The 18,794-nt window shown below is 72.6% G+C and carries 9 protein-coding genes and 1 pseudogene; 9 read left to right on the top strand and 1 reads right to left on the bottom strand.

Features of this window, described 5'->3' with window-relative positions; all coding sequences use genetic code 11:
* Window positions 1-117: 117 nt before the first annotated feature.
* Complete coding sequence (gene eccCa, locus ACZ6EJ_RS12470) at window positions 118-4,050, bottom strand: type VII secretion protein EccCa (RefSeq protein ID WP_469266671.1); 3,933 nt, start codon at window positions 4,048-4,050, stop codon at window positions 118-120.
* A 418-nt stretch (window positions 4,051-4,468) separates the two neighbouring features.
* Here eccCa and eccD point away from each other — a divergent pair, with 418 nt between their 5' ends.
* The 9 genes and pseudogenes from eccD to ACZ6EJ_RS12425 form a co-directional block, all read left to right on the top strand.
* Entirely contained in the window at window positions 4,469-5,869 is a 1,401-nt protein-coding gene (gene eccD, locus ACZ6EJ_RS12465) for a type VII secretion integral membrane protein EccD (protein WP_469266669.1), read from the top strand.
* Window positions 5,870-5,920: 51 nt separating this feature from the next.
* Window positions 5,921-7,444 (top strand): type VII secretion protein EccB, encoded by a 1,524-nt coding sequence (gene eccB, locus ACZ6EJ_RS12460; RefSeq protein WP_469266667.1) that lies wholly within the window; start codon window positions 5,921-5,923, stop codon window positions 7,442-7,444.
* Between the two features lie 281 nt (window positions 7,445-7,725).
* Window positions 7,726-8,049 (top strand): hypothetical protein, encoded by a 324-nt coding sequence (locus ACZ6EJ_RS12455; RefSeq protein WP_469266665.1) that lies wholly within the window; start codon window positions 7,726-7,728, stop codon window positions 8,047-8,049.
* A gap of 109 nt (window positions 8,050-8,158) precedes the next feature.
* The gene (locus tag ACZ6EJ_RS12450; protein ID WP_469266664.1) at window positions 8,159-8,482 is read left to right on the top strand and encodes a WXG100 family type VII secretion target; all 324 of its coding nucleotides are present in this window, start codon (window positions 8,159-8,161) and stop codon (window positions 8,480-8,482) included.
* Between the two features lie 255 nt (window positions 8,483-8,737).
* Entirely contained in the window at window positions 8,738-9,217 is a 480-nt protein-coding gene (locus ACZ6EJ_RS12445) for a type VII secretion system-associated protein (protein WP_469266662.1), read from the top strand.
* Window positions 9,218-9,289: 72 nt separating this feature from the next.
* Window positions 9,290-13,054: an AAWKG family protein gene (locus tag ACZ6EJ_RS12440; protein WP_469266660.1), complete on the top strand. Its 3,765-nt coding sequence runs from the start codon at window positions 9,290-9,292 to the stop codon at window positions 13,052-13,054.
* A gap of 112 nt (window positions 13,055-13,166) precedes the next feature.
* Window positions 13,167-13,616 (top strand): YbaB/EbfC family nucleoid-associated protein, encoded by a 450-nt coding sequence (locus tag ACZ6EJ_RS12435; RefSeq protein WP_307671080.1) that lies wholly within the window; start codon window positions 13,167-13,169, stop codon window positions 13,614-13,616.
* A gap of 2 nt (window positions 13,617-13,618) precedes the next feature.
* Complete coding sequence (locus tag ACZ6EJ_RS12430; protein ID WP_469266658.1) at window positions 13,619-13,975, top strand: hypothetical protein; 357 nt, start codon at window positions 13,619-13,621, stop codon at window positions 13,973-13,975.
* Window positions 13,976-14,059: 84 nt separating this feature from the next.
* A pseudogene (locus ACZ6EJ_RS12425) lies at window positions 14,060-18,794 on the top strand (lonely Cys domain-containing protein); the annotation flags it as partial.

The following is an 18,794-nucleotide window of genomic DNA, read 5'->3' as shown; positions in this document are numbered from 1 at the left end:
CCGGCGACACCGCCGGGCCCGGCCCGTACGCGTCCGCGTCCCGTGCCCGCGCCGGGCGGCCGCTGACGCGAAGAGGGGTCCGACCCGCGGGTCGGACCCCTCTCGCTCACCGGTTGCTCACTCCGTGCCGTCCGCCATGGCGGTCTGCACGAGCTTCGCCTTGCGGCGCGCGATGTGGAAGGCGCGGCCCGGAGGCAGGTTCCTCGGCTTCACGTTGCCGAAGAGGAATCCCTCGGTGGGCGGGCAGGACATCAGCAGCGCCGGGGTGTTCCCCTCGTCCAGCCGTCGCAGCAGCGCTTCGTTGAGCCCGCGGCCCGCGCCCATGGCACTGCGGGCGATGACCATGTGCAGGCCCAGCTCGAAGCCGAGCGTGAGGTGGTCGAAGAGCGGCTCGAAGGGGCTCTGGAACGAGTTGCCCGCCACCATGTCGTAGTCGTCCACCAGGACGAACAACCGGGGCCCGGTCCACCAGTCGCACTGCCGCATCCGGGCGGGCGCGATGTCGGGGCCCGGCTGCCGGGTCTGTATCGCGCGGGCCGCGCCGTCGACGGTCTCCCGCAGGTTGTCCAGCGAGACGACGTGGCTGATGCGGTACTCGTCGGGCACGGCCTCCACCAGCTCACGGCGGTAGTCGACCACGATGATCTTCGCTTCGGCGGGGGTGTACCGGGCGGTGATCCCCGCCGCGACGCGGCGCAGCAGGTTGGTCTTGCCGCTCTCCGTGTCGCCCACAGCGACCAGGTGCGGGGTGCGGCTGAAGTCGTGCCAGACCGGCTCCAGCACGTCCTGGTCGAGGCCGAGGGCCATGCGCATCCCGCCGCCCTCGGTCGCCTCGACCGCGGGCAGCTCGGTGACCGACAGGCGGTGCGGCAGCATCCGCACGGCGGGCGCCGTCCGGCCCGGCCACTGGGCGGCGACCCGGCTGACCAGGTCGGCGACGCCGTCCCCCAGGTCGTCGGTGTCGCCGCTGCCGTCGATGCGGGGCAGCCCGGCGAGGAAGTGCAGCTTGCTGTCGGCGGTGAGGCCGCGCCCGCCGGAGCGCGGGACCGAGCGGGCCTTGCGCATGTCGACCTCGGAGTCCATCGGGTCGCCCATGCGCAGCTCCAGCCGGGTCGCGGCCTGGTCGCGGACCTGGGCGGACAGCTCGACCCAGCGGGCGGTGGTCACGACGAGGTGGATGCCGTAGTTGAGGCCGCGTGCGGCCAGTTCGTTGAACTTGGTGATGAGGTCGTCGTAGTCCTGGCGCACCGTGGACCAGCCGTCCACGACCATGAAGATGTCCCCGAACCGCTCGTCGGGGAACTCCCCCGCCGCCCGGCGGCGACGGTAGGAGGCCATGGAGTCCACGGTGTGGTCGGTGAAGAACTGCTCGCGCCGGGCCAGGACCGTCATCACCTCGGCCACCGTGCGGTTGACCCGCTCCGGGTCCAGGCGTGCGGCGACGCCGCCGACGTGCGGCAGCCCGGCGAGCTGCGCGAGCCCGCCGCCGCCGAAGTCCAGGCAGTAGAACTGCACTTCGGCCGGGGTGTGGGTGAGGGCCAGGGAGCAGATCAGCGTACGGGCGAGCGTCGACTTGCCGCTCTGCGAGCCGCCGGCGATGGCGACGTGGCCGCCCGCGCCCGCCAGGTCCACGACCAGCGGGTCGCGGCGCTGCTCGAACGGCTTGTCCACCAGGCCGACCGGCACGCGCAGGGTGCCGCGCTCCGTCCGGTCCGCGGCGGTCAGGCCGCGCTCGGGGTCCGTGACGAGCCCGGCGAGCAGTTCGTCCAGCGGGGAGGGCGAGTCCAGGGGCGGCAGCCACACCTGGTGCGCCGGGGGCCCCGAGTCGCGCAGCCGGTCGAGCGCCACGTCGATCAGGGCCTCCTCCGCCTCCGGCTCCTCGGCCTCGGGCTGTACGGCGGGCTCCAGCTCCGGCGCGACGGTGCGCGGCACCACCCAGCCGCTCGTCCACGGCACGACCTGGCTGGCGACGCGCGCCCGCACGACGGCTCCGGTGCGCCGGCGGTAGCCGCCGGAGGAGTAGGCGGCGCGGAAGCGGACCAACTGCTCCACTCCGGACTTCAGATAGCCGTTGCCCGGCTCGGAGGGGAGCTGGTAGGCGTCGGGGACGCCGAGCACGCCGCGGCTCTCCATGGCGGAGAAGGTGCGCAGGCCCACCCGGTAGGACAGGTGGCTCTCCAGTTGGTGCATCCGGCCCTCGTCCAAGCGCTGGGAGGCGAGGAGGAGGTGGACGCCGAGCGATCGGCCGAGCCGCCCGATCATCACGAAGAGGTCCATGAACTCGCGGTGCGCGGCGAGGAGTTCGCTGAACTCGTCGACGACCACGAACAGGCTGGGCAGCGGGGTGAGGTCGGCCCCCTGGGCGCGGGCCCGCTCGTACTCCAGCGCCGAGGTGTAGTTGCCCGCCGCCCTCAGCAGCTCCTGGCGGCGGAGCAGTTCACCGTGGAGGGCGTCCTGCATCCGCTCGACCAGGGCGACCTCGTCGGCGAGGTTGGTGATGACCGCCGAGGTGTGCGGCAGTTCGTCCAGTCCGAGGAAGGTCGCGCCGCCCTTGAAGTCGACGAGGACGAAGTTCAGGGTCTCGGAGGAGTTGGTGAGCGCGAGGCCGAGCACCAGGGTGCGCAGCAGTTCGCTCTTGCCGGATCCGGTCGCGCCGATCAGCATCCCGTGCGGGCCCATGCCGCCCTGCGCGGACTCCTTGATGTCCAGCTCCACGGGCCGGCCGTCCACGCCGACCGCCACGGGCACCCGCAGCCGACCGGAGCCGGTGTGCTTGTCCCAGAGGGTCTTCGGGTCGTGCCGGTGCAGGTCGGGGATGCCGAGCAGGGCGGTCAGCTCGATGTCCGTCTCCAGGGGCTGCGTGATGTCGCCGCCCATGCTGAGCCGGGAGGAGGACAGCAGCCGCGCGAGGGACTCCGCCGCGACGGACCCCAGCCGGTCGGCCCGGCCGAGCACCGCGGTGCGCTCCTTGCGGCTGCGGTCGGTGCGCACGAGGCCGACCTGGCCGTCCTCGACGGTCAGCCGCAGGGTGTTCCGGCCGGGCCGCCACCGCAGGGCCTCGGACAGGTCGAGGATGACGGCGTTGCGGTAGCCGGGCCCGTCCCAGCGGTGCCCCTCGGGCACGGTGGCGCCGTCGACGACGACGACGGTGTACGGCTCGTCGCGGCCGGGCGTCGCCTCCGGGTCGAAGTCCGGGCGTTCGGCGAACTCCGCGCCCAGCAGGTCGTCGAGTTCGGAGATGTCGGCGGTGATCCTGCGGACCGGGCCGGCGCCGTCCTCCTCGTACGGGTGCAGGGCGTGCGGGAGCCATTTGGCCCACTCCCACTGAGAGCGGCGCTCGTCGCTGGTGCACACCGCGATCCACAGCTCCTCGGGGGCGTGGAAGACGGCGAGTTGGCACAGGGCGGCGCGGACCAGTCCCCGTACGTCGTCCTCGTCACCGCGCAGCAGGATGCGCGCGGAGGAACGCAGGTACAGGCCGATGGGCTGCTCGGGGACGGTGGAGTAGGCGCGGATGAACCGGCGCAGCGCGTGCGCGCACAGCGGTTCCAGGTCCTCCACCGGGTGGGTGGACAGGGGGGTGAGGGTGAGCGCGAGCTGCTGCTCGCCGACGGCGAGGCGCACTTCTCCGAAGTCCTCGTCGGCGGGACGGCGTTCCCACAGCCGGGTGGTGCGCACCATGGAGCGCAGCGCCGCCGGGTCGGGGTGCCGCCAGGCGAGGGCGCGCTGCTGCTCGACGATGGTCTGCCGCACCCGCCGCCTGGTCTGGGACAGGTAGCGCAGGTAGTCCCGGCGCTCGCCCTTCAGGCGCTGCTTGCGTTCGCCGGCGGTCCGCATGAACTGCCCGACCAGCATGGCCGCGGAAGCCAGCAGCATCATACCCATGGCGATGTACATGAAGACGCCGTTGGAGCCGCCGGGCCGCAGGAACATCAGCATCATCGACACCGACATCATCGCCATCGGGAGGTAGGTCCAGACGGCCGAGGTGTCGGGAACCGTCTCGGCGAGGACCGGCGGCTCCTGGAGCGTCAATTCCCCTTCGGGCATTTCCGGCCCCCGTCTACGCGCGGGCCGGCGAATCAGAACGACACTCAAGGGACGAAACCTCCGGTTCGATAAGCGATGGCTCCCGCGCCCTCTTTCGCCGGTGCGGGGAATCCACGCACGAGATGCGCGACGCGGCGCACTCGGATCACAACTCTGCGGTGAAAGGCCGGTGAACAGTCCGGGAGAATCACACCGAGATCGGTCACCGGCGTACCGGGGAAACAGAGGTCCCCGGAACAATCAGGCCGGCAGCGGCAGTAGTCTGCACTCGCAACATCTCACATGTCCATGTGCACCGGCCCGTCGCCGGCCCCTTCCGCACAGCCCCCGAGACCTCCGAGGCCCCCGTGCCTCCGTCGCACCGTCTCGGCGCGGCCACCCCCGTTCGACCCCGTACCGGGAGACGAGAGTTCACACCATGACCGACAGCACGGTGGCAGAGCTGTGCCGCCTCACCGTACGCGCACCGGCCCGCTCCATAGATCTGGCGGTGCCGTCCGACGTGCCCGTCGCCGACCTGTTGCCGACCTTGTTGCGGTACGTCGGCGAGGAGGCCGAGGAGAGCGGCCTCGACCACGCCGGCTGGGTCCTCCAGCAGGCCGGCGACGCCCCGCTCGACGAGGAGGGCACGCTCGCGCAGGCCGGGCTCGCCGACGGGGCGGTGCTGTATCTGCGGCCGCACACCGAGGCGTTGCCCGAGGCCCGCCTGGACGACCTCGTGGACGGCATCGCCGACACCGCGGGGCGGCGGCTGCACAACTGGAGCCCGCAGGCGACCCGGATCTTTCTGGCCGGGGCCGCCGTGGCGGCGGTCCTGGCGGCGCTGGTCCTGCTGTTCCGGCCGGGTCTGCCCGCCGACTCCCGCGCGCTGTGCGCGGCGGTCGCGGGGCTGCTGATCCTGGCGGGCGCGGGGTCCGCGAGTCGTGCGGTGGGCGACCGGGTCTCCGCCGCGGCGCTCGGCGCACTGGTCGCCCCGTGCCTGGCCCTGGCCGGCTGGGTGCTGCCCGGCGGTGACGTGACCGGCCCGGACGCGGTGCAGGTGATCGGCGCGCGGCTGTTGGCGGCGGGCGCGGCGGGCGCCGGGGGCGCGGTGCTCGCGCTGGCGGCCACCGCGGTGGGCGCGCCGATGCTGCTGGCCACGGCCGTGGTGTCGGTGGCGGGGGCCGTGAGCGGGGTGCTCATGGGCTTCGCCGGGCTCGATCCGCAGGCCGCCGTGGCGATCGTGGCGACGGTGACGAGCCTGTGCGCCGGGTTCATGCCGGCGTTGGCGTTCAAGCTCGCCGGGATGCGGATGCCCGCGCTGCCCTCGTCGGCGCAGCAGCTCCAGGAGGGCATCGAGCCGTACCGCGGGGACGAGGTCGCCGAGCGTACGGAGTTGGCGGGACGCTGGATCACCGCACTGTTCGGGGCGACCGGGGTGATCGCCGCGGCGGCCCTGTTCCCGCTGGCCCACCGCCCCGGCCTCGCCGAGGTGCTGACCTCCCTCGCCCTGTCCGTGCTGCTCCTCCTGCACGCCCGCGGCCTGGTGCACGTGGGGCAGCGGCTCACCCTGGCCGCGCCGGGCATCCTCGGGCTGCTGCTCCTCGCCCACGCCTGGGCGAGGAGCGCGGAACCGGGCGGCAGGACCGTGGTGTTCGCGGTGCTGCTGGGGGTCGCCGCGGCGCTGACCGTCGCGGCCTGGACGGTGCCGGGCCGCCGGATGCTGCCGTACTGGGGGCGGGCGGCGGAGATCGCGCACACCCTGTTCGCCGTGGCCCTGCTGCCGTTGGCGCTGTGGGTGGCCGGGCTGTTCGGCTGGTTGCGCGGCCTGTTCGGCTGACCGCGCGACCGCGCAGCCGTACCGAGAGAGAACGACGAGAGGGCAGAGGCAGTGCAGTCCAAGCGGGACCAGGTCCAGGCGCACGGATTCCTGATGGGCAGGCTCAGTTCGGGCTTGCTGATGGCCGATCCGGACGCGCCCGAAAGCCCGTTGGGGCGCACCACGCGGGGCGTCCTGTTCGGCCTGCTCGTCACGCTGCTGATCGCGGCGGGGGCGACGGTGTACGGGCTGCTGCGGCCGGGCGGCAACGACGCGTGGCGCTCGGGCGAGAACCTGGTGGTGAACCGGGAGACCGGTGCGCGGTACCTCTACATCGAGGGGACGCTGCACCCGGTGCGCAACTACGCCTCCGCGCGGTTGATCGGGGGCGGCCGGATGACGTCGGTGGACGTCGCCACGGCCTCCCTGCGCGGCGCCCCGGTGGGCGCGCCGGTGGGCATTCCGGGCGCGCCCGACGCCGTGCCGGGCCCCGGAGACCTGGACGGCGGCGCCTGGCACATGTGCGTGACCGGTGCGGCCGGGGCGCTGCCCAGCACGGGCGGCGCCTCCGAGGAGGGCGTGCACCGGCCCGGCGTGACGACCGTGGTGGCCGGGGCCCCGCTGCGGACGCGTCCGGTCGGCGGCGACCGCGGGGTGCTGGTGCGCGGCCCGGACGAGCGGGAGTACCTGGTGTGGCGCGGCAGCCGGCTGCGGGTCGACGAGAAGTCCGACGCCCGCAACGCCCTCGGCTACGGCTCCGAGCCGGCGCTGCCCGTCTCCGCCGCGTTCCTGGACGCGCTCGCCCCCGGCCCGGACCTGGCTCCGCCGAGGGTGCCGGGGCGCGGGAAGGCAGGTCCGCGGCTCGGCGGCGAACCCACCCGTGTGGGCCAGGTGTTCACGGTCGCCGTGCCGGGCGGCAGCAGCAGCTACCACCTGCTGCGCGCGGACGGCCTGACGCCGCTCACCCGCACCGGCGCGGCGCTGGTGCTGGGCGACCCGGCCACGCAGAAGGAGGCGTACGGGGGTCAGTCGCCGACCGCTCGTACGGTGGGCGCGGACGCCCTGCGCCAGCACCGGGCGGCCTCCGACGCCCGGCTCCCGGACGCGGACGAGATGCCGTCGGCCCCGCCGCTGTCCGAGTCCGTGCCGCGTGGCACGGCGATCTGCGCGAAGGTGCTCGGCGGCTCGGAAGGGGCGCGCATCAGCACCGTGTTCGCCCCGTTGGAGGGTCTGGCTCCGGCGGCCGTCGCGGACGGGACGGACGGCGCCGTGGAGCCGGCGTGCGTGCGGCCGGACGTCCGGGTGGTGCGGCCGGGGCACGGGGCGCTGGTCCGGGCGCTGCACGCCAGCGGGGCGGCGCACGCGGGCACCACGTACCTGGTGGCGGAGAACGGCGTGAAGCACCGCGTGGCGTCCGAGGAGGCGCTGTCGGCCCTCGGCTACGGCCAGGGCGACATCGGGTCGATCCCGGCGCCGCTGCTCGCGACGCTGCCCACCGGTCCGGATCTCGACAAGCGGGCCGCGGCGGGCGCCGCGCCGCCGCGCACCACGGCGCCCGCGTGCGGCGGGAAGAAGGAGACCGCACGAGGGCGATGAGGGCGGGACGTCCGGAATGGGAAGGACGCGCAACCTCAGAGGAACCTCAGGGATTTTCGTCCGCGAGCCTTTCGGTAGGGCACAGAACGCGCCAACACGCTCCCCCTCCGCGCGCAGGACGCCCACCTCGCACAAAGGCACCTCCAGGTAACCGTGTCCGGTGGGGTCCGTTTGCTCAACTCCGGTACAGCAGAAGGAAACCTGCTCGCTTGATCTGCGCACCCGAATCTCCCTAACATCAGCGGACACGCCACCCGAACCTTGATCGATGGGAGCGCTCTATGGCCGAAAACCGGTTGGTAGACGACAAGAAGGTACAGAACGGTGTCCTCGCCCTGGGCCTGGCCAAGGACGGGGTCAACCGCATCCGCGAGAACGTCCGCTCGACGGCGCTCGGCGTCGGCGGCGACGAGGGCCGCGCGTTCCTGAACCTGTTCGCGAAGTGGGACGAGCAGGCGCAGCGCATCCTCCGCCAGATCGGCCGCATGACGGACGCGCTGGAGGACAACCGCTCCCTGGCGCGGAACACGTCGCTGCAGCACCAGGACGCCATCGGGCAGCAGTCCAGCAAGGTGTCCTCGGGCGTCTTCGAAGCCCTGTCCTGACGCCTGATCTCGCCCGGAGCCGAGTCGCCCGGTATGGGCCACCTCTCCGCGCCGGCTCTCCACCACGACCCCACGGACCCCCGGTCCGACGACCAGAGAGGCTTCTCCCATGCCCGGCGAGAACCTGACCGACGGCATCATCGATGTCCAGTACAACGCCGCCGCCAACGCCGCGCTCTCGATCCAGCAGCAGACCAAGGCGATCGAGGGCACGCTGAAGGCCCTGGAAGCCGAGCTGCAGGCGCTCAGCACCGGCTGGGCCGGTGACGACCAGCGCGAGTACACCAAGGTGCAGCAGCAGTGGAACGCCGCCGTCTCGGCGATGCAGCAGTTGCTCCTGGAGAACGGCGCCCTGCTGGAGCACGTCGCGGACAGCCACAAGAAGGACGAGCGGCGCAGCAGCCAGATGTGGCAGGAAGTCTCCGCCCGCTAGGAGCCCCGGCGGGACGTGCCGGCGTACGCGCGACCGTCCCGCCGCTGAACGGCGCCCCGGCCCCGCACCTGTGACGCGGGAGTCCAGGGGCCGCGGCGGCTCCCCGGAGCCGCCACCAGCCGCACCCGTACGGCCCACCGGGCGGCGCTCCCCGCGCGAGCGCCGCCCGGCACGGCGGCGGTGGCGGCAGACCGAACACGACCGGCACCGAGCAGCAGGAGGGCGAGCCGCATGGCCGACCGGACCTTTTTCGACGTGAAGAAGCTGGAAAGCTTCCGCGATAAGGAAGTCACCGCTGCGCACAAGGCGGCGGACACGTATCGCAACCACGAGGTGCACGGGATCCGTCCGCTCGCACACCTCGTCGGCGGCTACACCACACCGCAGAACACGGACAAGGGCCAGCAGGTACTGCGGCTCGGCAACATGCTCGGGACCGGGGCCGAGACCGGCGGCGGCCTGGCCGGGGCGCAGACGATGGTGACCAACATCACCGCCGCCGGCACCGCCATCGACAAGCTCCTCGGCGACCAGATCACCCTCTTCCGGGAGATGAAGGAAGCCCTCCAGGACACCATCACCCAGATGAAGAAGACCAACCAGAACAACCTGGAGGCCATCGAGGCACAGGCCCTGCTCCAGTTGTTCTCCGATGTGGACGACGTTCTCGCGGGCGGGACGGGCGCCGGCACCACCGGCGGCAGCAGCAGCAGCACGACCACCAGCGCGAAATAGGCACGCCCCTGCAAGCACCGGCTTCGTGCGCGCCGGTCGGGACGGACAGAAAACGATGAGAAAGGGCACGCGGTGGCTGAAGAGCGGTTCGACCCCCAATCCGGGAAGATCGTCGAAGATAACGTGGGCAGGATCGCCCATTCCGACGCCGACGACGCGTGGGCCAAAACCGTCAAGCTGCTCACCGGTTACCCCGTCCCCACGCGAGCCGCCGTCTTCGAGAAACTCACCGCCAAAGCCGGCGGACCGCTCTTTCGGATGGACTTCCAGCCGCATGACCTTCAGAAAGTCCTCGACAAGTCCGGTTTCGCCGTCGGAAAGGGCCAGGACTATGACATCTGGTTCTTCGACAAGGGCAAAGACAAAACAAGCAAAAAAGAGCCCCAGCTCTGGCAGGCCCGTATCGTCTTCGAGGGTCGGACCGTCGACTCCAACAACAAGACACAGTTCGCGAACACCAAAGGCGCGAACGCGAACGAGGTCCAGTACAGCAAGGGAAACGCCTTCACGGACCACGACGGGAATGCGCTGACCACCGTCCCTCTCGCCCAGTACACGCACGGCTCGCGCGCCGCGCTGCTGGCTCTGGCCTCGGGAAACACCGAAGGCATGGCCTTCAGCAACATCGGTGTGTCGCCGTCGGGAATCGTGGACCTCGATTCCTTCACCCGCACCGGGGAATCCTTCGACCGCGCCGCACATTTCTTCCGGAGCCATCTGGAGACCATCCGGGGATTGGAGAAGAAATTCGGCGGTGAGGGCTCCTCGTGGCAGGGCGGATCCGCCGAAGCCTTCCTGGGCCTCCTCAAGAGGATCAGGGAGAACTACGAGAGCTATAACAACACCTTCTACGGAACGCCGGTCAACGACGCCGGCTCCGCCGACCCGCAGAGCCTGCCCGAAACCGTCTACTCGCAGAACCTGGCCAAGGGGCGAGAGCAACTGCGGGACGCCGCGAAGACGCTCCTGAAGTCTTGGTACACATGGTCCCAGTCGCCCTACTTCGATCCACTCCGCGTTCTGCGCTATGTGCTGGACGACTTGGCCCAGTGGTGCGAGGCGAACAACATCAAGCAGACGTCGATCTACACCAAGAAGTATCCCGTCGAAGGCCAAGAGACCGTCTCGGCGGAAACGAAGGCCGGCTACAGTCAAGTCCACCCCGAATACGGCGATCTTCATGACTGGACCAGCTGGGCGAACGTCGGCCATGCGGCGGTGCGCATCTGGAGTCAGGCCGTCGACGAATACCTCGGCGAACCGGCCGCCCAGGTCCACTCCGCTTTGAACAACGCGTTCCTGGACCTGGGGTCGGTCTTCACGCAGAACGTTCCGCGCCCCAAGTCGACCAAGACCGTCGCCTCGGAGTTCAAGGAGGCACAGGCCGAGAAGGAGAAGAAGAAGCTCGAGAAGGAGAGGGAGGAGACCAAGGCCGAGCAGAAGAAGGAGAAGGAGGAAGCGAAGACGGAACGGGAGAAGGAGAAGGAGGAGTACAAGAAGGAGAAGGCGGAGGCCAAGGCCGAACGGGACCAGGAGAAGGCCGAGTACAAGAAGGAGAAGGAAGAGGCCGAGCGGAAGGCGGAGGAAGATCGGAAGAAGATCGAGGAGAACCTCGGCACCCTCAACAAGCCCAGCTCCGATTTCAGCAAGTCTCTTCTCAATGAGATGCCCCCCACCGTCAGCCTGGGCGATCTCGGCGGTCTGAACGGCAAAAGCGGTGGCGGACTCGGCGGCCCCGTGACCACCTCGCTGGGCAGTCTGGGGAACCTCGGCGGCGGCCTCACCGACACGGCGGGCAGCCCCGCCGGCGGCGGCCTGGCGGACAAGCTGGGCGACATCACCGCCGGACTCGGCGGCCCCATCACCACGCCCCTGGGCAGTCTCGGCAACCTCAACGGCGGCCCGACGACGCGGTCGGGCGACCTCGGCGGCGGCCTGGCGGACAAGCTGGGCGACATCACCGCCGGACTCGGCGGCCCCATCACCACGCCCCTGGGCAGTCTCGGCAACCTCAACGGCGGGTTGGGCGGGGCCGGCGGTCTCGGCCTCACGAGGCCGACCGGCGGCCAGACCTCGCTGACCGACGACGGGGCTCTCGGCTCCACCTTCCCGGACGGCAGCCGCACCTCCTTCGACCCCCGCACCGGAACGCTCACCACCACGGCCCCGGACGGGTCCACCACCGCCAAGAAGCTCGGCGGCGACGCCTCGGTGACCAACCCCGACGGCTCCACCACCCGGCTGGGAGCCGACGGCGACCTCGTCACCACCTACCCCGACGGAACCGTCGAGAAGATCGACCCGGCCACCGGTGAGGCGTCCACGACCCGCCCGGACGGCACGACGACCAGGACGGACCTCGGCAACCTGGAGGGCCTGAACGGGAAGCGCATTCCGATCGGGCTCGAGACGCCCACCGGCGGCACCATCTCCCTCGCCGGCGGCGACTTCACCACCCACCACCCCGGCGGCGGCAGCACGTCCTTCGACCCGGACACCGGGGTCCTCACGACCACCGCCCCGGACGGCGCCACCACGACGACGGACCTGACGCACGGGGCCACCCGCACCAACCCCGACGGGTCCACGACCTCCCTGCGGAACGGGCAGCTCACCACGGAGTTCCCCGACGGCAGCAAGCAGGTCATCGACCCCGACACCGGCATCGCCACCACCACCGACCCGCAGGGGAAGGTCACGCGGACCGACCTGGGCGACCTCGGCGGGATCAACAGCCCCTCCAGCGACCTGGCGGACCTGGACAGCAGGAGGGTCGCGACCCCGACCGGCGGCAGCACGACCATGCGCGGCGGGGACGTGGACCTGCGGTATCCGGACGGCAGCCGCGCCTCCTTCGACCCGGACACCGGGAAGCTGACCACCACCGGCCCGAACGGCGCCCTCACCACGACGGACCTCTCCGGCGGCACCAGCCACACCGCCCCGGACGGGTCCAAGGTGACCTACGAGAACGGGAAGCTGACCACCGAGTTCCCCGACGGCAGCAAGCAGGTCGTCGACCCGAAGACCGGGGTCGCCACGACCACCGACCCGCGGGGCAACACCAGCCGCGTGGATCTCGACGGCCTCGACTTCCCCCGCGACCTGGGCATTCCGAAGACGATCGGAAGCGACTTCGGCAGCGGTTCGCCGTCCTTCGACAGGCCCTCCCTCGGCAACCTCGACCTCGACCTCGGTGGAGGCGCGAGGAGTGGGGGCGGCAGCCAGAGCCTCGGCTCGCTCGACGGCCTGGGCGGCGGCCAGAGCCTCGGCTCGCTCGACGGCCTGGGCGGCGGCTCCTCGTCCACGGAGGCCCCTCGGGGCGTCGACGCCTCGGGCAACGCCGTACCGCTGTCGGACCTGCCGACGAGCGGCGCCGGGACGGACGGCGCCGCGTTCGCCGGCGCCGGACTGGGAGCCGGGGCGGGTGCCGGCCTGGGAGCCGGGGCGGGTGCCGGCCTGGGGGCCGGGGCCGGCGCCGGCGCCGGAGGCGCGGGCACCCCCGGAGCGCCGATGATGCCTCCGATGGGCGGCATGGGCGGTGCCGGTGGCGACAAGGGATCGCACAACGAGCGCGTGCGCGCCATCCTCACCGACGCGCTCGAGGAGGGGAAGCGCCGCAACCGCCGCAGGCGCGGCCCCTGGGGGCGGTCCGAGGACGAGGACACCTTCCTCGCCGCCGGCAAGCGCCCCGCCACCACGGGCGGCCGCGGCGCCGACCGCGACGCGGAGGACCCGGCCCGGCCGCGTACGACCACGTCCTCCGAATACCTGGAGGAGGACGAGGACGTCTGGGGCACGGAGGGCGGCAGCGCACCTGCCGTGATCGGACGATGACGGGTCGCGTAACACCAGGTCACGGCGGGGGTGGCCGAACTTCCCCCGCCTGCGGGCCCGTACGATATGGGGCGACGGCCGAGACACGGCGGCGCCGGAGGGGTGGGAATCGGTGACCGATTCGCTGGATCAGCGCGTCGAGCGGGCCATGGCGGAGTTGAAGGCCACCGAGGAGGCCGTCGCCCGCACCGAGCGCGAGTTGCGGGAGGCCTCTTTCGACGCCGTCTCCTCCGACCGGGCGGTACGGGTCACCGTGGGGCCGCAGGGCGAGTTGAGCAACCTGGAGTTCCTGGAGGGCAAGTACCGGGGCATGACGTCCCAGCAGTTGGCCGCCAGTGTGCTGGAGGCCTCCCAGGAGGCCCGGACGCGCATGGGCCGGCATGTGATGCAGGCGATGGCCCCGTTCGCCGGGACCAGCGAGGGGATGCCGGAGCTGAGCGGCCTGGACGTCGACTGGGGCAAGCTCTTCGGCCCGGAGGTACTGAGCGACCCGCGCGACGAGCCGGGAAGGAAGAACGGCGCGTCCTGGCGGGACGCGCTCGGCGAGGACGGCGAGGAGTAGCCATGTCGAACAGGTACTACGCGAACCCCAACCGCATCGAGGCCGGCACACGGCACTTGGAGGCCATCGCGGAGCTGGCCCGCAAGATGACCAGCGATTTCCTCATCGAGAGCAACGGCACGTCCACCTGGCCGGGGGCCGACGACGACTTCGCCAAGCAGGTCCGTCCGCAGGAGAAGAAGGACCGCGAGGCCACACGGGAGACCTGTGAGGCCCTCGGCAAGGCCGTGGCCGGCATCTCCCAGGGCACCCTCGAGAACGTCAAGTCCATGCACGCGCTGCGCGGCGAGACCCTGGGGAACATCGCCAAGCAGGACAGCCGGATATCCGACGTCAACGGCGGTCATGGCCGGCGCTGACCCCTCCTCGACCGTCCGGCCCCGCAACGCGTCCACGCGCTGCGGGGTCGCGACGGCGTGCGCGCGGCGAAAGGGCTGCCCCCGGTGAGTATTCAGGCATCACCCGCGGTGAACGCGATGCTGTTCATCCTGACCGGGGAAAAGCTCCTCCAGGCCGACGAGGACCTGGCGTACGAGAGTCAGCGGCCGTTCGGGCAGTTGAGCAAGCGGACGCGCGAACTGTCCCAGCTCATCGAGACGTCGGTGCGGGATATCGCGGAGTCCATGCCCGGGGACGTGGCGGACTCCTACGTCAAGGCGATGAGCCTGCTCATCGACGACGCCGGCAAGAACCATCTGCGTGAGTTCGGCGACCAGTTGGACAAGATCGCGGCCAGCCGGGTCAAGCTGTCCATGGACATCATGGAGGCCAAGTGGCAGGTGATCGCCGAGGTCATCCGGCTCCTGATCGAGGTCGCGTTCTACATGGCGCTGGCCTACTTCACCGGCGGCGCGTCGCTCAGCCGCATCGCTCTCGCCAAGGCTCGCAGCAGGTTCGCCATCCTCGCCACGATGAGCCACCTGCTGCAGCGCACCCACCTGCTGCCCGCGGTGAGCGAGGCGCTGTCGGAGGCGTTCACCTCGTTCGCCGTACGGCTCGGCATGATCGTGGGCGCCCCGGAGGGGCGGCGGCCCGACGGCTTCGACTGGAAGCAGATCGCCAAGGACGGCGCGTTCGGGGCGTTCGCCGGTGGGTTCACCAGTGTGTTCCACAGCTGGTCGAAGGGGCTCGTCAAGGGCTACGACGCCAAGTTCCTCAAGAACTCCCCCGACGTCGACTTCAAGAACGGGCCGAACTTCTCGAAGGGCGGCCTGAACTCCCCCGGAACCGGGCCGGTCGGCGGCGCGATGGTGGGCCACCACGTCGTCAAGGAGACAGCTGACTTCGTCGCGTCCGGCAGCGGTGAGGCGTTGGCGGAAGTCGTCGCGGGCGGCATCCTGTACGGCAAGTGGGAGACCAGTTGGTCCACCTTCGTGGGCGCGGGTGTGAGCAACCGCGTGGGCGGGGCGCTCCAGAGCGGCGGCGTCAATCTCGGCACGGCGCTGCGGGACGCGGCGAACAAGGCCAGTGCGCAGACCTCACCGCCTCCTGGAGGCGGGCCCGTCACGACGGTCGGCGGCGCGGGCGGATCAGCGCGTGGCGAGGGCCGAGCGGACGGCACGACGACGGACGGGGCCGCCGGGCAGGACGCCTCGGCAACGGACATCGACGCCGGCTCGACCGCCCCGCTCGGAGGCGTGCCGTCGTCCTCCCCCTTCTTCCCGTCGTCCACCGGCCCGACTTCGTCGCTCGCGGAGGCCGCGCTGTGGCAGCAGGCGCAGACCGGTTCCGCCGCCGAGCGCGCCGCCGCGCTCAGCGCCATCGGTGAGCTGCGCGGCCAGGAACCGCCGACCGCCGCCGAGGTCAACGCGCGCGCCGCGCTGCACCAGAGCCTGGCGAACGTCCCCGAGGTGCGGGTCGTCTCCGGCGGCCAGAGCCCCGAGGCGCTCCAGGACACCGCCGCCGTACGCCGCGGCCTGGAGGGCCTGGGCCCGGACGTCACCGGACACGAGCGCCCCGGCACGGGCACGGCGACCGGCGACACCGTCGGCACCGTCGGCACGGGCGCGGGCACGGCGACCGGCGGCACCATCGGCACCGTCGGCACGGGCACGGCGACCGGCAACACCGTCGGCACGGGCGCGGGCACGGCGACCGGCGACACCATCGGCACCGTCGGCACGGGCACGGCGACCGGCGACACCGTCGGCACGGGCACGGCGACCGGCAACACCATCGGCACCGTCGGCACGGGCACGGCGACCGGCAGTACGGGCGGTGCCACGGGTACGACCGGCGCGGGCAGCGGGGCCGAGACGAGCGACACGGGCCGCACGACGGACGGGACGGACGCGACCGACGCGACCGACGCGACCGACGCCCGAGGCTCGACCGACACCGCCCCCGGAAGCACCACGGGGACGGCCACCCCGCCCGCCTCGGTCGGCAGCGCGGACCAGGCGACCAGCGTCCCCGCGCCCCCGACGGCTCCCGTCACCACCCCCTCCAGTACCCAGTCCCCAGCGCCCGCGGCGGACAGCCGGCAGGCTTCCGACGCCCGCACGGCTGCGGACGGGACCGACACCACCGCGCAGGACGCCGCCGCCGAGACGTCTCCCACCGGCACGGACAGCAGGACCGGCACGGACACGAGCGCGGAGCACGGCTCCGAGACGGCGCCCGACGCCCGTACGAACGCCCCGGCCGAGGACCGTACGGGCAGTGACACACCCGGTGGCCCCGCCCCCGCGCCCGGCAGTGATCCCGCGACCGCGCGGGAGGCCGCGACCGGCTCCCCCGCGCCCCTGTCGCAGCCCGCCGCGCCGATCACCACCGTGTCCGGCGCACCCGGATCGACCGGAGCACCGGGTGCACCCCCTGGTTCCCCGTCCGCCAACAGCCCTGCCGCAACGGGCCGTTCGGCTTCCGGCGCGCAGAGCGGCGACGGTACGCCCGCCGCGGCCGCCGACACGGATCCGACCGACTCGGCCCCGCTCCCGCCGACGGAGACCCGCGACGGCCAGGAGGCCCAGGACCCCGCGGCGCAGAGCGACGCGGCGCGGGACCCGGCGCGGCAGACGCCTCCTTCGACGGTGGACGCGCAGCAGACTCCCCTCACCGTCGTGGTGTCGGACGGGCCGCTGCCGTACGGGGACCCGGAGGCGGCCTCGCGGTTGCTCGACCTGTCCGGCGGGGACCGCGCCGTCGTCCTCGGCCCTCCGGTCGCCCCACCGGGCTCCGACGCACCGGGTTCGGGCCGCCCGGCGCACCGCGAGGCCGCCGTGCTCTCCCGCGAGAAGTCCGGCGCGCCCACCCAGATCCGTACGGTCTCGACCGCCCCTCCGGCGGCGTCCGACGCCGCCGCGCACGCCTTCCCCGACGCCGACGTGCTGCTGCCGCTCACCGACGCCCTGACGTCGGAAGCCGCCGCCGACCTGGGCCTCGTCCCCCCTCCGGCGCAGCGTCCCGGCACGGGCGAGGTGGACGAAGCGCCCCGGCCCGTCGCCACCACGAGCAGCACGACCGAGGACGGCTCCGCGCCCGCCGAGCCCGCGCGGACGGAGTCCCGAGCGGAGGAGCGGACCGAGCCGCCCGCAACCGCCCCCCGCACCACCAGCACCGGCACCGGCACCGGCACCGGCACCGGCACCGAGGACGCCGCCTCCGAGGTGTACCTGGAGTCGGGCGCCGCGCGGGCCGACGGCCCGGCCGCCCCCGCTTCGCTCGGCACCGCTTCCCCGGCCGCGGCGGCGTCGCCGTCCCCCCGGCCCGCCCCCCGGAAGCGGAGGACCCCGTCGTTCGCCCGGATCGTGGCCCGCCCCTCCCGCTCGCGCGATTCCCAGACCACCGCCACCGCCACCGCGCCGGTCATCAGGACCCTGGACGGGCACACCCTCCCGATCGACCACGTGCGCCGCCTGGTCCCCGATGACGCCACGCGTCCCCAACAGGGGCGCACCGTACGCACGCTGACGGTGTCGCAGAGTACGGAAGAGGACAACTCCGCCCACTCGGAAGGCCGTCAGCGCCTGACGGAGCTGGCCTCCTACCGCCCCACGCGCACCGTCACGCGACCGGCCGGGAACGCCGAGGACGGGTCCCCCCGACCGGCCACGACCGCCACCTACTTCACCGGTCCTCCCGAGGAGCTGCCCGGCGCCGGCACGTCCGAGGGTGCGGACTACTTCGTCGCCCACGGCACCCCGCGTACCGTCACGCTCGGCACGGACGACGCCGACCGGCCCTCCGTGGTGGTCAGCGGCGTCCAACTGGGCGAGGTGCTGCGGGCCTGGGGCAAGGACGCCGACCGGGACCGCCCGCTGGTGCTGTACTCCTGCGAGACCGGCAGGCAGCCCGAGGTGGCGGGGTTGCCGGTCGCCCAGCACGTGGCGAACCGGACCGGCCGCCCCGTGTACGCCCCCACCACGGAGGCGGGCACCGCCAAGGAATCCGACGGCACCCTGCGGGCCACGCTCGCCGAGGGGCCCGACGGGCCGGGCGAGTGGCGGATGTTCACGCCGGAGCCCTCGGGGCAGCGGCTCGAGGACCTGGCACGGTCGGCCGGTCTGCACCAAGGCCCTGGGCCCGTCGACGCGTTCGCCCTGGCCCGGACGCTCCAGGCCGTCCGCACCCTGCGGGGGGCGTTGGGCACGGACGCCGAACAGCGGGAAGACAGCGAGCGGTTGATCAGCGGTCTGGCCTTCGCGGACGGTCTGCGATGGCTCTCCCCCGAGCCGCGGTACGCCGACGCGCGGATGACCCCCGCGCTGCTGCGCCGCATGGTCGCGGACCTCAACGGGCTCGACGAGAACACGCCGCCCACCCAGGACCAGTACACCGACTTCCTGCGAGCGGCGGACGGGCTGCGGGAAGACGCCCGTCCGGACATGTCGTTCGACTCGCTGGTGCCGCCGCCTCCCCCCGAGGTGCCGCCGACCGCCCCGATCTCGCCCGAGGACGTCCACGGGCTCGCCTACTCCCCCTCGGCGCGCGTGACATGGCAGTTGTCGAGCGCCCCGCTGCCGTTCTCCGAGTTGGAGCTGAGCCCGGAGGACACCGCCACGCTGCTGCGCCGCAGGCCGGACCTGGTCGGTGGGGCCGTGCCCGCACCGACCGCTGCGCGGTCGTGGGGGGGGGAGGCGGCCCGCAACACAGACAGAGGGTGGGCAGGGACAGACAGGCCTACCCCGCCCCAGGTAAATCCGGTGTCAGCCGCCAGACGCGACTTCCCCCGCTTTC

This window comes from Streptomyces sp. NPDC041970 (assembly GCF_055588985.1).
This window is presented reverse-complemented; position numbering and strand designations above follow the sequence as displayed.

Excerpts from the sequence above, each read along its gene's own strand:
- eccD (WP_469266669.1), top strand. The coding sequence starts at position 4,469 with ATGACCGACAGCACGGTGGCAGAGCTGTGCCGCCTCACCGTACGCGCA.
- ACZ6EJ_RS12430 (WP_469266658.1), top strand. The coding sequence starts at position 13,619 with ATGTCGAACAGGTACTACGCGAACCCCAACCGCATCGAGGCCGGCACA.
- ACZ6EJ_RS12455 (WP_469266665.1), top strand. The coding sequence starts at position 7,726 with ATGGCCGAAAACCGGTTGGTAGACGACAAGAAGGTACAGAACGGTGTC.
- ACZ6EJ_RS12450 (WP_469266664.1), top strand. The coding sequence starts at position 8,159 with ATGCCCGGCGAGAACCTGACCGACGGCATCATCGATGTCCAGTACAAC.
- eccCa (WP_469266671.1), bottom strand. The coding sequence starts at position 4,050 with ATGCCCGAAGGGGAATTGACGCTCCAGGAGCCGCCGGTCCTCGCCGAG.